The sequence below is a fragment of the Rhodanobacter sp. Root480 genome (assembly GCF_001426645.1).
Taxonomy (GTDB): domain Bacteria; phylum Pseudomonadota; class Gammaproteobacteria; order Xanthomonadales; family Rhodanobacteraceae; genus Rhodanobacter; species Rhodanobacter ginsenosidimutans.
This window is the reverse complement of sequence record NZ_LMEX01000002.1, coordinates 303,620-316,978: the sequence shown is the minus strand read 5'-3', so window position 1 is coordinate 316,978 and position 13,359 is coordinate 303,620. Positions and strand designations below refer to the sequence as shown.

Below are 13,359 nucleotides of genomic sequence, written 5' to 3'. Positions count from 1 at the left end.
AGGACGAGAGACAACGTGAGGAGACTGCAGAGACTCTTCATGACGGCCATATTGGTGGGTTTGAGAACGGGAAAGGTAACATAAGCAAGTGAATTGCGTCACACTTTGAACGATCTATGCCTTCTGTTTGGGAAAGGTTTACATCGCTCCCCCAGCCGCATCGCGTAGAACCACCATACGCGGTCCGGCCGTGCGCTGGCCGCTTCCGGCGCAGGCGCCGTTATGTGGCGACAGCGGCACCATTTTCGGCGAACATGTAGGGATGTCTGCCGTTTCCTTGCCCCAACCGTCGCCTCTCCACGCCGCCGACTGGCGCGTCTGCATCGCCCCGATGATGGACTGGACCGACCGCCATTGCCGCTATTTCCACCGCCTGCTGTCGCCGCGGGCGCGCTTGTATACCGAGATGGTGACCAGCGCGGCGCTGGTGCGTGGCGGGCAGTTGCGGTTGCTGGAGCACAGCCAGCAGGAACATCCGTTGGCGTTGCAGCTGGGCGGCAGCGATCCGCGCGAGCTGGCGCTGGCGGCGCGGCTGGGCGCCGATGCGGGTTACGACGAGATCAACCTCAATGTCGGCTGCCCCTCCGATCGGGTGCAATCGGGGCGCTTCGGCGCCTGCCTGATGCGCGAGCCCGCGCTGGTGGGCGATTGCGTGCGGGCGATGCAGCAGGAGGTGGACATCCCGGTCACCGTGAAATGCCGTATCGGCGTGGACGACCAGGACGACTACGCCGATCTGCAGCATTTCACCGAAACCATGCTGGAGGCGGGCGTGGGCGTGCTGGCGGTGCATGCGCGCAAGGCCTGGCTGCAAGGGCTGTCGCCGAAGGAGAACCGCGACATCCCGCCGCTGGATTACGAACGGGTCTACCGGCTGAAGCGCGAGTTTCCCCAACTGATCGTGATCATCAATGGCGGCATCGTCACGCTGGAGCAGGTGCAGGCGCATCTGCGCCAGGTGGATGGCGTGATGCTCGGTCGGGCGGCGTACCACGATCCTTACCTGCTGGCGCAGATCGAGGCGGCGCTTTACGGTCAGACGCTTCCTTCGCGCAGCGACATCCTCGGGCACATGCGGCCTTATATCGAGGCGGAGCTGGCGCGCGGGACCGCGCTGAAACACGTCAGCCGGCACCTGCTGGGGCTTTATCAGGGCGAGCCGGGTGCGCGCGGGTTTCGCCGTGTCATCAGCGAGAACGCGCACCTGCCGGAGGCGGGCTGGAACGTGCTGGAACAGGCGGCGTTGCAGGTCAATTGATGGGTGGCGTCGACGCGCCCGGCCGGGCGCTATTCAGGCCTTGTTACCTAGGCTGCACAATTGGGCAGGTAACGTGCGGGCGGTTGAGAATGAACATGGGCAGGAGCGTGGCGCTGACGGCGCTGCTGATGTGGGCCTTCGCGGCCATGGCCGAGCCACCGGTGACGCCGGCGGTGACGCTGGACCAGGCGGTGAGGCAGGTGCAGAGCGATACCGGCGGCAAGGTATTGTCGGCCGAGCCGCATCGCCTCGGCCGGCGCCTGGAGTACCGCATCAAGGTGCTCACGCCGGAAGGACATGTGCGGGTGGTCGCGGTATCGTCGGAAACGGGAAAGACACCGGGCTCGACCCGGTCAACCAGAAGTTCGTCCGGCAAGGCCGGAGGCAGCAAGGAGAAACACTGATGCGCATCCTGTTGGTGGAGGACGAGGCGCCATTGCGCGAGACGCTGGCGGCCCGCCTGAAGCGGGACGGTTTTGCGGTTGACGCGGCGCAGGACGGCGAAGAGGGCATCTACCTGGGGCGGGAGGTGCCGTTCGACCTGGCGATCATCGACCTGGGCCTGCCCAAGATGTCGGGCATGGAGCTGGTCAAGGCGTTGCGCGAGCACGGCCAGCGTTATCCCATCCTGATCCTCACCGCGCGGGGCAGCTGGCAGGACAAGGTCGAGGGGCTGAAGCACGGCGCCGACGACTACTTGGTCAAGCCGTTCCACGTCGAGGAACTGCTGGCGCGCATCAATGCGCTGGTGCGTCGCGCCAGCGGCTGGTCCAAGCCGGTACTGGCCTGCGGCGTGATCAAGCTCGACACCACGGCCCAGACGGTGTCGGTGGAAAGCAAGCTGGTGGATTTGACCAGCTACGAATACAAGGTGCTGGAATACCTGATGCTGCATGCGGGTGAGCTGGTTTCCAAGGCCGACCTCACCGAGCACATCTACCAGCAGGATTTCGACCGCGACTCGAACGTGCTGGAAGTGTTCATCGGCCGCCTGCGCCGCAAGCTGGACCCGGAAGGCACCCTCAAACCCATCGAGACGGTACGTGGACGCGGATATCGCTTTGCCATCCCGCGCACCGACGGCGACGACGAGTAACCCGGTACCGCCGCGCCGCCCGCTGTCGCTGGCGGCGCGCGCGGCGATCGCCACCGGCTTTGCGCTGGCGGCGTTCCTGGGCATCGTCGGGCTGACCCTGTCGCAGGCCCAATACCGGGCCGCGCGCAGCAGCCTGCAGGATCGGCTGCAGAATTTCGTGATCGCCTACCTGGCCGGCACCGAGGTGACCCGGTACGGCAAGGTGTTGCTGCCCGATTCCCCGCCCGACCCCAATTTCATGCGGCCCGGCTCCGGCCTGTACGCGATGGCGCTGGGCGAGCGTGGCTACCACTGGGAGTCCTCGTCGGCGATCGGCCGTGATTTCCATTTCCTGAAGCCGCTGCAGCCGGGCGAAAGCCAGTTCGTGGGCCCCGTCGATACCCGCATGGGCCGGCTCTATTACTACGCTTACGGCGTGGCCTTCGACAGCTCGGACAACCGCTCGGTCAAGCTCACCTTCATGGTGGCGCAGACGGAGGATCAGTTCGAAGGCGAGAACGCGGTGTACCGGCGCACCCTGGTGATGTGGCTGGCGATCCTGGGCGTGATGCTGATCGTGCTGCAGATGCTGTTGCTGCGCTGGAGCCTCACCCCGCTGCGCAAGGTGGCCAACGACATGAGCCGGGTCGAGCGCGGCGACAGCGAACACCTGGACAGCCAGTATCCGCTGGAGTTGACTGGCCTCACACACCGCATCAACGCCTTCATCGACAACGAGCGCGAGCAGCGCACGCGCTATCGGCACACCCTGGCCGACCTGGCGCACAGCCTGAAGACGCCGCTGGCGGTGATCCGTTCGCAACTGGAAACCACCGGCGAGGAAGAGGAGCGGCGCAGCGCGGTGCTCGACCAGGTGCGCCGGATGGACGAGCTGGTGGCCTACCAGTTGTCCCGCGCGGCCACCTCCGGTCGCCAGACGTTCGCCAGTGCGGTGCCGATCGCCGGCCACGCCGAGGATCTGGTGCAAAGCCTGGAAAAGGTCTACGCCGCCAAGAACGTCTTGTGCGAATTCGATATCGACGAAGGCGCCGTGTTCTACGGCGAGCAGGGCGACCTGCTGGAGTTGCTCGGCAACCTGCTGGAGAACGCCTTCAAGTGGGCTAACCACCATGTGTTGCTGGTGGTGAAATCAGAGCCGCAGCCCGGTCGCCTGCGGCCGAACCTGGTGCTGAGCGTGGAAGACGACGGCCCCGGCATCGAGGAAGACAAGATCGACAAGGTCTTGCAGCGTGGCGTGCGCGGCGACGAGAGAGTGCAGGGCCATGGCATCGGGCTGTCCATCGTGCAGGACATCGTGCGGGCTTATCGCGGCGAGTTGGGCGTGGACCGCTCGCCGGAATTCGGCGGTGCCCGCTTCTGCGTGAAGTTGACCCACGCCTGAGCGCGGCGGCTTTCGGTTACTGGATCGAGCCCGGCAGCAACGACTGCCAACCCAGGTGCGAACGACGGCCGGAAGTGGATGGCGTGGCCGATCCCCCGCCCGAACGGTTGCTGCGCGTATCCGGCCGGCTTGCATCGCTTGCGGCGGCTTCGTCCGTCGTCGGGCATTCGCGCGCGGGGCAGGCGCCATCGGTGTCCGCCACGATGCGCGCCCCACGGTCAGGGGACATGCGCGCGCTGGTGGTGGGGTCGGCCTGATTGGCGTGCACGGTCAGCGTGGCGGCTACGCCCGCCAAGCCCACAACACAGCCAATGAACCAATGTTTTACATTCATGGCGACTCAAATCCTTGATCCGCATGCGAAGGTCCGGGATCGTGTCAGAAATGTTCGGACAGTGCCAGTGCCTTGAATAACTTGGTTTTAACAACTGGATCTGCCGCTCCCTGAACTGTCCCGTTACTATTTGCGCAATGTGCATTTCTCTCTCCGTTTCTCCCCGATCCCGCTGCCCCCGCGCCGCCACGAGCGGCGGTTTCTGATGGCGATCGAGGCGTTGCTGCCGCTGTTGGCCAGCGGGGAGACGGTGTCTGGCGTGGAATTGGCGGCGCGGGCCGGATTGACCCGTGCGGCCATCTGGAAGCAGATCGAAACCCTGCGTGCGCTCGGCTTGCCGGTGGAATCGGGCGGCGCCGGTTACAAGGTGCCGTGGCCGCTGCAGGTGTTGGATGCCGCGCGCATTCGTGCCTCGCTGAGCGCCGATCATGTTGCCGCCCTGGGCGGGCTTGAGGTGCACTGGCAACTCGATTCCACCTCCAGCGAATTGCAGCGGCACATCGCTGCCGCCGCGGACCTCAGCATGGTGTTTGCCGAAACCCAGAGCGCAGGGCGCGGACGCCGCGGGCGTACCTGGCTGTCGCCGCCCGGGCTCAACATCCATCTGTCCTGCCTGAAGCGTTTCGATGCCGGTTTCGCCGCCTTGTCCGGCCTTTCCCTCGCCATCGGCGTGATGGTGCTGCGCGCGCTGGAGCAACTGGGCATCGCGGGGGCCGGGCTGAAATGGCCCAACGACGTGCTCGCCACGAAAGGCAAGCTCGCCGGTGTGTTGGTGGAACTGAGCGGGGAATACCAGGGGCCGTGTGCGGCGGTGATCGGCGTAGGTCTCAACGTGCGTCTGACGCCGCAATTGCGCGAGCAGGCGGGACAGCCGGTATGCGATCTCGCTGCATTGGCTGATGGAACACCGCCGGATCGCAACCGCGTGGCCGCCGCGCTGGTCGGGGCATTGATCGACGGTCTGCAAGCGTTCGAGCGCGATGGTTTTGACGCCTTCGCCGCGGATTACGCGCGTTACGACCTGCTGCGTGGACAGCCGCTCACCGTCAGCGGTGGCCAAGGGGAATTCGAAGGCACCGGTGACGGCGTGGACAGCCGCGGCGCCCTGCTGGTGCGCCTGCCGGATGGCGAAAGGCGCAAGGTCGACAGCGCCGACGTCTCGGTGCGCCGCGCATGAAACTGCTGCTGGATCTGGGCAACACCCGCCTGAAATGGGCGCTGACGTCGGACCGCTGGCTGGCGCACGGCGCCGTGGGTTGGAACGAGGACCTCGACGCGGCGCTGACCGAAGGACTGACGTCGTGGCCGCGCCCCGACATCGTGCTGGCCGCTTCGGTCGTGGATTCCACTCGTGAAGCCCTGATTGCCGCGATCGTCATGCGGCTGTGTGCGCAGCCGATCGACTGGCGACGTTCGCCCGCGGCGGCCTGCGGCGTGCGCAATGCGTATGCCGAGCCGCAGCGGCTGGGCGTGGACCGCTTCCTGACGATGGTCGCGGCGCACGCGCATGGTGGCGGGCCGCACGTGCTGGTCGGCGTGGGTACGGCGTTGACCCTGGATGCGCTGGCGACCGACGGTCGTCACTTGGGGGGCTTGATCGCACCCGGACCGATGCTGATGCAGCAGACCCTGCTCAGCGCCACCGCGCAGGTGCGGATGGATGCGGCGGGCCGGGTCCAGGAGCGGGCGGACAACACCACCGACGCGGTGGTGTCCGGTTGCTGGCTGGCGGCGGTGGCGCTGATCGAACGTTTTGTCGGACAGTCGACCGATGACCTTGGTGCGCGCCCCACGCTGTGCCTCAGCGGCGGCGACGCGGAGCAACTGGTGCCGCTGCTGTCCATGCCGGCGCAGGTCACCCACAATGCGGTGTTGCGCGGCCTGGCGTTGTGGGCCGATGCGGACGAGTAGCATCCGGTGAATGCGCTAGGCACGGGTACGGGGGTTCGATGTTTCTGCGTTTGATGTTCGTCTTGCTGATCGCCCTCAACATTGCCGTGGGCGCGTGGCTGCTGCTGGGCCAGCCTTATTCGCGCACCGGCATGACCACCGATCCGGGCGTGCCCGAGCTGCGCCTGCTGTCCGAATTGCCCGAACCGGCCGCACCCGCGACCGTGCCTGATCCGGCTCCCACCGCACCTCCGGCTTCCGCGCCCCAACCGGTGGTCGCGGCGAAGATCGAAGGCCCGGCGCCCGCGCCATCGTGCGTGGCGCTGGGCCCGTTCACCACGCCGGAGGATGTGCGGCGGGCGCGGGAAGCCCTCTCGGCCCAGGCCCGGCGCATGCGCTCGCGGCAGGAGCAGGTCAATCAATCGCATGGCTGGTGGGTTTATCTGCCCGCCATGGCCACCCGCGCCCAGGCGCTGGCGCGGGCACGCGAACTGGCCGAGCACCACATCGACGACTATTTCGTGGTCAGTTCCGGTGAACAGCCCAACACCATCTCGCTGGGCTTGTTCAAGGATCAGGGGAATGCGCGCAAGCGCCGCGCCGAGGTGATCGCCGCCGGTTTCCCGGCCCAGGTGACCGAGCGCAGCGAAACCGTGGCCGAATACTGGCTTGACCTGGTGCTGCCCGGTGATGCCGGTACCCGCTGGCGCAGCCGCGTGCCGCGCGGCATCGATTCCCGCCGCATCCCCTGTTTCTGAAGCGAGCCGCTCGCACATGGCCCGGAATAGCCCCGCCTGCTAGAATCCGCCGCCAGTGCGCCGGCATAGCTCAGTTGGTAGAGCAACTGATTTGTAATCAGTAGGTCCCGGGTTCGACTCCTGGTGCCGGCACCACACTCCCACACCGCTCACGTTTTGCCTATCGCGGCAACGGGTCTGTCACCAAATCGTGCAGGTCGAGCCGCTAGACTGGTTCTTGATTCGTTACCAAGAGACCGCTGGCATGAGCAGTAAAAACCTCTCCCTGATTGGTGTGCCGACCGACATCGGCGCCGGGCATCGCGGTGCGTCAATGGGCCCGGAGGCGTTGCGGGTGGCGCAGATCGCGGAGAAGTTGACGAAGCTGGGGTTGCAGGTGGTCGATCGCGGCAATCTGCAAGGGCCGTTCAATCCGTGGCTGCCGCCGGTGGATGGGTATCGTCACCTGGCCGAAGTGGTGGCGTGGAATACGGCCGTCCATACGGCTATTTATGAGGAGCTTGCCAACGGCAAGCTGCCGATCATGCTGGGCGGCGATCATTGCCTGGGCATCGGCTCGATCAGCGCCGTGGCGCGTCATTGCCGCGAGCAGGGCAAGTCGCTGCGCGTGCTGTGGCTGGATGCGCACACCGATTTCAACACCGCCCAGGCCACGCCCTCAGGCAATGTCCATGGCATGCCGGTGGCGTGCCTGTGCGGCTACGGGCCGGACGTGCTGACCGGCATCGGCGGCACCACTCCCGCGGTGACGCCCGCCGTGTTTCGCCAGGTCGGCATCCGCTCGGTCGACGAGGGCGAGAAGAAGCTGGTGCGCGAGGCGTGCGTGGCGATCCATGACATGCGCCAGATCGACGAGATCGGCATGCGCCGGGTGATGGAGCAGGCGCTCGATGGCATGGATGAAAACACCCACCTGCACGTCAGCTTCGACGTCGACTTTCTCGATCCCAGCATCGCGCCCGGCGTGGGCACCACCGTGCGCGGCGGGCCCAATTACCGCGAAGCGCAGTTGTGCATGGAGATGATCGCCGACACCGGCGCTCTGGCGTCGCTGGACATCGTCGAGTTGAACCCCGCCTACGACAAGCGCAACCAGACGGCGAAAGTGGCGGTGGATCTGGTGGAATCGATGTTCGGCAAGTCCACCCTGCTGCGCGGTTGAGGGTATGTCGTAAACTGGCGTTTTCCCCGCGCAGCACGGCATGAACACACGAGTCCTCACCGGCATCACCACCACCGGCACTCCGCACCTGGGCAACTACGTGGGTGCGATCCGCCCGGCCATCGCGGCCAGCCGCGAGCCGGGCGTGGACGCGTTTTTCTTCATGGCCGATTACCACGCGCTGATCAAGAGCGGCGACGCGGCGCGGATCGAACGCTCGCGGCTGGAGATCGCCGCCACCTGGCTGGCGGCGGGGCTGGACCCGGAAAAAGCCACGTTCTACCGGCAGTCGGACATCCCCGAGATTCCTGAGCTGACCTGGTTCCTCACCTGCATCACCAGCAAGGGCATGCTCAACCGCGCGCACGCGTACAAGGCGGCGGTGGATCGCAATGCGGAAACCGGCGAGGACGCCGATGCGGGCATCACCGCCGGCCTGTACATGTACCCGGTGCTGATGGCGGCCGACATCCTGGCGTTCGACGCCAACCAGGTGCCGGTGGGGCGCGACCAGATCCAGCACATCGAGATGGCACGCGACATCGCACAGCGCTTCAACCATCTCCATGGCGGCGAGTTCTTCGTGCTGCCGCAGGTGCAGATCGACGAGCAGGTGGCCACCTTGCCCGGCCTCGACGGCCGCAAGATGTCCAAGAGCTACGACAACACCATTCCGCTGTTCGCCGGTGGCAAGAAAGCGCTGCGCGACACCATCATGCGCATCGTCACCGACTCGCGCGCGCCGGGCGAGCCGAAGGATGCGGACGGCAGCGCCTTGTTCACGCTGTTTCGCGCGTTCGCCAATGAGTCCGAAACGGTCGCTTATCGCCAGGCGCTGGAAGCAGGGCTGGGCTGGGGCGAGGCCAAGCAGGTGTTGTACGAACGGATCGAAACCGACGTGGCGCCGATGCGCGAGCGCTACGAGGCGCTGATGGCCGATCCGGCCGGCATCGAAACGATCCTGTTGCGTGGTGCCGCCAAGGCGCGCGCCATCGCCACCCCCAAGCTGGCGGCGTTGCGCGAAGTGTTGGGCTTGCGTTCCAGCGCCGCGTCCGGTGCGTCGAGCACGAAGAAAGTTGCCGGGGCGGGCAAAATGGCGCGCTTCGCCAGTTTCCGCGATGCCGATGGCAAGTTCCGCTTTCGCCTGTTGTCGGCTGATGGCGAGCAGTTGCTGCTGTCGATGGCGTTCGCCGATCCGAAGGCAGCGGGCGCCTTGCAGAAGCGCATCGGCAGCCTTGGCGCCACCGGGGCCGTGCTGCAGATGAAGGAGCAGGGCATGACGCTGGACGTGGATGGCGAGGCGGTGGCGGAAACCCCCGATTACGCCGACGCATCCGCCCGCGATGAGGCGCTGCTGCGCTTGCGCGAGGCGCTCGGCCAACTGGCCACCAAGGCATGACATACCGCATGGTGCGGTGGAGTATCTGATCGATGCGTTATCTGGCCCTGATGCTGCTTGCGCCCCCCTTGCTGATCCTGTGCTGGGGTTACTGGGCATATCCGAAAAGCCTGCCGCGATCGGCGGGCCGGCGCACGTTCGACGTGGCGGCCTTGCTGCTGGCACTGGTTACTGCGGTGCAGTGTGCGTTGCTCGGTTTCGATCACGCGGCGTTGCCGTCGGTGGACGGGTTCGGCCGCGCCAGCGGTGCCATCTGGCAACAGGTGCTGCCAGCGCTGTATGGCTACGGCGCGTTCGCCGCAGTGTTGGCGGTGGCGATGGTCTGGCGTCATCTGTGTTGGGGACGTCGCCGCTGATTCTCCGGTTTGCGGCCGCGGGCGGAGTGGCGGCCAGCGAGCACGGCGCATGACTTGTGGCCGTCGAGACGCTCAAACGCTTTGGGCATGCTGTGCATCTACCGGTGAGCACGTCCCCGCTGTGCCATCGTCCTTCGCGTAATCCAGCGCCTTCTTCCGGAATCCCCGACATGCGTCTTGCATGCCTGTTCGCCATGGCCATTTCCGCCGTATCCGCGCCAGTTCTGGCGGTGGATGTCGACGGCCGCATCGATGCAACCGAATGGGAGGGCGCGCAGCACATCACTGATTTCCGCAAGGTGCAGCCACTGACCGGTGAACCGGCCTCGTTGCGCACCGAGGCATGGCTGCTGGCCACACCCGAAGGTCTGGCGGTGGCGTTTCGTTGCGACCAGCCACCCGGCGTGCCGCGCACCCCGCAGCGCGTGCAGCGCGACTTCGAGGATCAGGTCGATCGGGTCAACCTGATGGTGGATTTCGACGGCACCGGCCGCACCGGCTACAACTTCGTGGTCAGTTCCACCGGCGGCATCAACGATGCCGTGATCACCAACGAGAGCGACTTCAACAAGGACTGGGACAGCAACTGGCAACACGCCGTCAGCGAGGATGCCGCCGGCTGGACGGTGGAGATGCTGATTCCGTGGTACATCGCGCCGATGCATGCCAGCCGCGACGGCAAGCGCACGCTGGGCATCTATCTCGACCGCGTCACCGGCTCCAGCGGCGAGCGCGACGCGTGGCCCACGGCCAGCTTCAAGCGGCCGCGGTTCCTGTCGGAGTTCCAGCGCGTGGAGGTGCCGGCCTACAGCCAGTCGCTGTTGGCGGTGACGCCGTACGTGTCCGGCCTGTACGACAACGTGCGCGGTCGCAGCCACTTCCAGGAAGGCGCCGATATCCTGTGGAAGCCCAGCGGGCAGTTCCAGCTCACCGCCGCGTTGAACCCGGATTTCGGCCAGGTGGAAAGCGACGACCTGGTGGTGAATTTCGGCGCCACCGAAACCTATGTCAGGGACAAGCGGCCGTTTTTCACCGAGAACCAGGGCATTTTCGATTTCAGCCTGCTGGACGACAACAGCCAGCTGATCTACACCCGCCGCGTCGGCGCGCTGGCCGACGATGGCCACGGCGCGGCCGACATCAACGCGGCGGTCAAGCTCAACGGCAGCGTGGGCGGCACCAGTTACGGCGTGATCGCGGCGGACGAGGACGGTGAGGCCGGCCGTTTCTTCGGCGCCGCCCGCGTCACCCATGATTTCGGCACGCAAAGCCTGGGCGCGATGCTGACCAGCGTCGACCGCCCCTGGCTGGACCGGCATGCCACCGTGGTCGGCGTCGACCATCACTGGCAACCCACGGCGCGGCTCACCGTGGCCACCAACGCGGTGGCCAGCGACATCCTGCAGCACGGCACGCACACCCGCGGCAGCGGCGGCACCGTGCTTGCCGACTACGAGATGGGCGACGGTTGGCGCCAGCAGTGGTTGGGCATGCATTTCGGCGATCAGCTGCAGGTCAACGACTTCGGCTACCTGGAGCGCAACAATTTCAACTACGGCCACTGGGAAGTGCGCAAGCGCAATACCAGCCTGTCGCCCGATTCGGCTTACAGCTCGCACGACTGGCACTTCCGTATCGACGGGTTGGACAACGACCACGGCCTGCGCCTGCGCCGCCAGTTGCGCATCAGCCGCTCCAGCAACCTGCGCAACGGCGCCACCGAGGATGTGCAACTCAACCTCAACACGGCCGCCTGGGATGATCTGCTGACGCGCGGCCATGGCGCCGTTTTCCTGCCACCCTCGCTGGCACTGGCCTACGACCGCAGCAGCCCACGCCACGGCGACTGGGCGTTCGAGCTGGAGGCGGAAGTGGTCAGCGGGGGCCTCAGTGGCAACCGGCGGCTCGGCTACGACATCGAGTTCATTCCCACCTATTTCATCAGCGACGCCTTCAGCATTTACGCCGGGCCGTATTTCGAGCACACGCCGGACTGGCTGGTATGGCAGCGCGACAACCTGATCGGCAGCTTCGACCAGCACACGCTGCAGCTCAACGCGGGTTTCGACTGGAGTATCGACGACCGCCAGGAGCTGCGCCTGAAACTGCAGGCGATCGGTCTGGATGCGCGGCTGCGCGATGCGTATCGCGTGAGTGGCGACGGCCGTGCCGTGGCCAGCGCCGAGGACGTCGATGATTTCAGCGTGCGCAACCTGGGCTTGCAGATCCGCTATCGCTACGAGCTGGCGCCGCTGTCGTACCTGTACGTGGTCTACGGCCGCGGCGGCTACGCGCAGGATGAGGATTACCCGTACCGCACCGGCGGCGTCTTCGGCAACACTTTCTCGCTGCGCGACGACGAGCAACTGCTGGTGAAGCTGAGCTATCGCTTCGACATCTGAGGCCGCACCACATCCGGCAATGCGAGAATGGCCGGCATGATCCCCCTCAAATACCTTCAGGCCTATCCCGTCGCGCTGCAGGACAAGGTGCGTGAGCTGATCGCGCAGCAGCGCCTGGGCGAGCACCTGGCGCGGCGCTACCCGGACCGGCACGACGTGCAGAGCGACAAGGCGTTGTATGCCTACACGGCGGCATTGAAGCAGCAACATTTGAGGAACGCTCCCGGCATCGACAAGGTGCTGTACGACAGCAAGCTCGACGTGGTGCAGCGGGCGCTGGGCCTGCACACGGCGATCTCGCGCGTGCAGGGCGGCAAGCTCAAGGCGAAAAAGGAGATCCGCGTGGCCAGCGTGTTCAAGGCCGCCGCGCCGGAATTCCTCAACATGATCGTGGTGCACGAGCTGGCGCACCTGAAAGAGCATGACCACAACAAGGCGTTCTACCAGTTGTGCACCTACATGCTGCCGGACTATCACCAACTCGAGCTGGACTTGCGCATCTACCTCACCTGGCGCGAGCTGCCCGGGTCGGGCGGCGAACGCTGAGCTTTCCCCTGTGATTGCCCTTCGACTCCGCTGCGCTACGCTCAGGGAGAACGGCTGCGGAATCCTTACCCACCGAACGGAACGACGATGGAAAGTGCGGCGCTGCAAAAATACCTGTTGCGGTTGTTCGAGAAGCACGGCGTGGAGCTGGAGGCGGACGAGGATGGCTGGCTGGTCACCGACGACGATTTCCCCGCGATCCGCGCCGAATGGCATGAAGGCGTCGCCGGCGAACCCGGTCGGCTGGACGTGGACGTGGTGCTGAGCGAGGAGCGCCGCATCGAGGAAAGTTTCGCGGGCTTCGGTGGCGGTGAGGCTGGTTGCCGCGACGCGCTGCAAGGGTTCGAACGCGATGCGTTCCATGTACTGCTGGCCGCCTGCTGGTACGTCACCGACAGCCGCCGTATGCAGATCACCTCCTGGGAGATGGGTGTTCGCACCTGGGATGTGTTCATCGGCCCGTTCACGCTGCGCGGCGTGGACATCACCGACATGGAGATGCTCGACCAGGTGCCCGCCGCGATGGAGGCCGCGCTGCACAACGAGGCGTTGAAGCCCGAGCTGCACTGGTTGCGGCTGGCCTATCGCCGCACGGGGGATGGCGAAGTGCGCTGCGAGGCCCTGCTCGACAACGAGCCGTGGACCGCCGGCACGCAAGCGCTGGCCACACTGGCGTGGCCGTCCGACGAGCTTGCCTATACCGCCCGCAGCTTCATCGTGCTGGACGTGCGCGACTATTGATTGCGCGATTTCTGTAGGAAAGAAACCCGGGCATCG

At 65.9% G+C, this 13,359-nt stretch carries 14 protein-coding genes and 1 tRNA gene; 14 read left to right on the top strand and 1 reads right to left on the bottom strand.

Going from position 1 to position 13,359, the window contains the following annotated elements; translation table 11 throughout:
* The first annotated feature begins 262 nt into the window (after positions 1-262).
* The 4 genes from dusA (at position 263) to ASD22_RS08550 (ending at position 3,735) form a co-directional block, all read left to right on the top strand.
* Positions 263-1,258, top strand: a complete 996-nt coding sequence (gene dusA / locus ASD22_RS08565; protein ID WP_056081803.1) for a tRNA dihydrouridine(20/20a) synthase DusA — start codon at positions 263-265, stop codon at positions 1,256-1,258.
* Between the two features lie 89 nt (positions 1,259-1,347).
* Complete coding sequence (locus tag ASD22_RS08560; RefSeq protein WP_056081801.1) at positions 1,348-1,662, top strand: PepSY domain-containing protein; 315 nt, start codon at positions 1,348-1,350, stop codon at positions 1,660-1,662.
* On the top strand, positions 1,662-2,354 hold the full coding sequence (locus tag ASD22_RS08555; protein ID WP_056081797.1) for a response regulator transcription factor: 693 nt from the start codon (positions 1,662-1,664) through the stop codon (positions 2,352-2,354). The genes ASD22_RS08560 and ASD22_RS08555 overlap by 1 nt, the downstream gene beginning before the upstream one ends.
* Entirely contained in the window at positions 2,320-3,735 is a 1,416-nt protein-coding gene (locus ASD22_RS08550; protein WP_056081795.1) for an ATP-binding protein, read from the top strand. The genes ASD22_RS08555 and ASD22_RS08550 overlap by 35 nt, the downstream gene beginning before the upstream one ends.
* Before the next feature lie 16 nt (positions 3,736-3,751).
* Here ASD22_RS08550 and ASD22_RS08545 read toward each other — a convergent pair whose 3' ends face one another.
* On the bottom strand, positions 3,752-4,069 hold the full coding sequence (locus ASD22_RS08545; protein ID WP_156458978.1) for a hypothetical protein: 318 nt from the start codon (positions 4,067-4,069) through the stop codon (positions 3,752-3,754).
* Between the two features lie 205 nt (positions 4,070-4,274).
* On the opposite strand from ASD22_RS08545, the gene ASD22_RS08540 reads away from it, so the two are divergent.
* The 10 genes from ASD22_RS08540 to ASD22_RS08495 all read left to right on the top strand — a co-directional run bounded on the left by ASD22_RS08540 (position 4,275) and on the right by ASD22_RS08495 (position 13,323).
* Positions 4,275-5,246 (top strand): biotin--[acetyl-CoA-carboxylase] ligase, encoded by a 972-nt coding sequence (locus ASD22_RS08540; RefSeq protein WP_056081789.1) that lies wholly within the window; start codon positions 4,275-4,277, stop codon positions 5,244-5,246.
* The gene (locus ASD22_RS08535; RefSeq protein ID WP_056081786.1) at positions 5,243-5,980 is read left to right on the top strand and encodes a type III pantothenate kinase; all 738 of its coding nucleotides are present in this window, start codon (positions 5,243-5,245) and stop codon (positions 5,978-5,980) included. The genes ASD22_RS08540 and ASD22_RS08535 overlap by 4 nt, the downstream gene beginning before the upstream one ends.
* A gap of 38 nt (positions 5,981-6,018) precedes the next feature.
* Positions 6,019-6,717: an SPOR domain-containing protein gene (locus ASD22_RS08530; protein ID WP_056081783.1), complete on the top strand. Its 699-nt coding sequence runs from the start codon at positions 6,019-6,021 to the stop codon at positions 6,715-6,717.
* Between the two features lie 59 nt (positions 6,718-6,776).
* A tRNA-Thr gene (locus tag ASD22_RS08525) sits at positions 6,777-6,852 on the top strand.
* Between the two features lie 109 nt (positions 6,853-6,961).
* Positions 6,962-7,879, top strand: coding sequence for an arginase (gene rocF / locus ASD22_RS08520; RefSeq protein WP_056081780.1), 918 nt, complete (start codon positions 6,962-6,964; stop codon positions 7,877-7,879).
* 40 nt (positions 7,880-7,919) lie between these two features.
* Positions 7,920-9,278 (top strand): tryptophan--tRNA ligase, encoded by a 1,359-nt coding sequence (locus ASD22_RS08515; protein WP_056081777.1) that lies wholly within the window; start codon positions 7,920-7,922, stop codon positions 9,276-9,278.
* 32 nt (positions 9,279-9,310) lie between these two features.
* Positions 9,311-9,634, top strand: a complete 324-nt coding sequence (locus tag ASD22_RS08510; protein WP_056081774.1) for a hypothetical protein — start codon at positions 9,311-9,313, stop codon at positions 9,632-9,634.
* Positions 9,635-9,804: 170 nt separating this feature from the next.
* Complete coding sequence (locus ASD22_RS08505) at positions 9,805-12,036, top strand: DUF5916 domain-containing protein (protein WP_056081771.1); 2,232 nt, start codon at positions 9,805-9,807, stop codon at positions 12,034-12,036.
* A 36-nt stretch (positions 12,037-12,072) separates the two neighbouring features.
* Complete coding sequence (locus ASD22_RS08500) at positions 12,073-12,582, top strand: M48 family metallopeptidase (protein WP_056084018.1); 510 nt, start codon at positions 12,073-12,075, stop codon at positions 12,580-12,582.
* Positions 12,583-12,669: 87 nt separating this feature from the next.
* A complete protein-coding gene (locus ASD22_RS08495; protein WP_056081768.1) occupies positions 12,670-13,323 on the top strand; it encodes a DUF6348 family protein in 654 nt (217 codons plus the stop codon).
* Positions 13,324-13,359 lie beyond the last annotated feature (36 nt).

What these genes read in the sequence shown, in the direction of transcription:
- dusA (WP_056081803.1), top strand. Translation starts at nt 263, where the DNA reads ATGTCTGCCGTTTCCTTGCCCCAACCGTCGCCTCTCCACGCCGCCGAC.
- ASD22_RS08560 (WP_056081801.1), top strand. Translation starts at nt 1,348, where the DNA reads ATGAACATGGGCAGGAGCGTGGCGCTGACGGCGCTGCTGATGTGGGCC.
- ASD22_RS08555 (WP_056081797.1), top strand. Translation starts at nt 1,662, where the DNA reads ATGCGCATCCTGTTGGTGGAGGACGAGGCGCCATTGCGCGAGACGCTG.
- ASD22_RS08545 (WP_156458978.1), bottom strand. Translation starts at nt 4,069, where the DNA reads ATGAATGTAAAACATTGGTTCATTGGCTGTGTTGTGGGCTTGGCGGGC.
- ASD22_RS08540 (WP_056081789.1), top strand. Translation starts at nt 4,275, where the DNA reads ATGGCGATCGAGGCGTTGCTGCCGCTGTTGGCCAGCGGGGAGACGGTG.
- ASD22_RS08535 (WP_056081786.1), top strand. Translation starts at nt 5,243, where the DNA reads ATGAAACTGCTGCTGGATCTGGGCAACACCCGCCTGAAATGGGCGCTG.
- ASD22_RS08530 (WP_056081783.1), top strand. Translation starts at nt 6,019, where the DNA reads ATGTTTCTGCGTTTGATGTTCGTCTTGCTGATCGCCCTCAACATTGCC.
- rocF (WP_056081780.1), top strand. Translation starts at nt 6,962, where the DNA reads ATGAGCAGTAAAAACCTCTCCCTGATTGGTGTGCCGACCGACATCGGC.
- ASD22_RS08515 (WP_056081777.1), top strand. Translation starts at nt 7,920, where the DNA reads ATGAACACACGAGTCCTCACCGGCATCACCACCACCGGCACTCCGCAC.
- ASD22_RS08510 (WP_056081774.1), top strand. Translation starts at nt 9,311, where the DNA reads ATGCGTTATCTGGCCCTGATGCTGCTTGCGCCCCCCTTGCTGATCCTG.
- ASD22_RS08505 (WP_056081771.1), top strand. Translation starts at nt 9,805, where the DNA reads ATGCGTCTTGCATGCCTGTTCGCCATGGCCATTTCCGCCGTATCCGCG.
- ASD22_RS08500 (WP_056084018.1), top strand. Translation starts at nt 12,073, where the DNA reads ATGATCCCCCTCAAATACCTTCAGGCCTATCCCGTCGCGCTGCAGGAC.
- ASD22_RS08495 (WP_056081768.1), top strand. Translation starts at nt 12,670, where the DNA reads ATGGAAAGTGCGGCGCTGCAAAAATACCTGTTGCGGTTGTTCGAGAAG.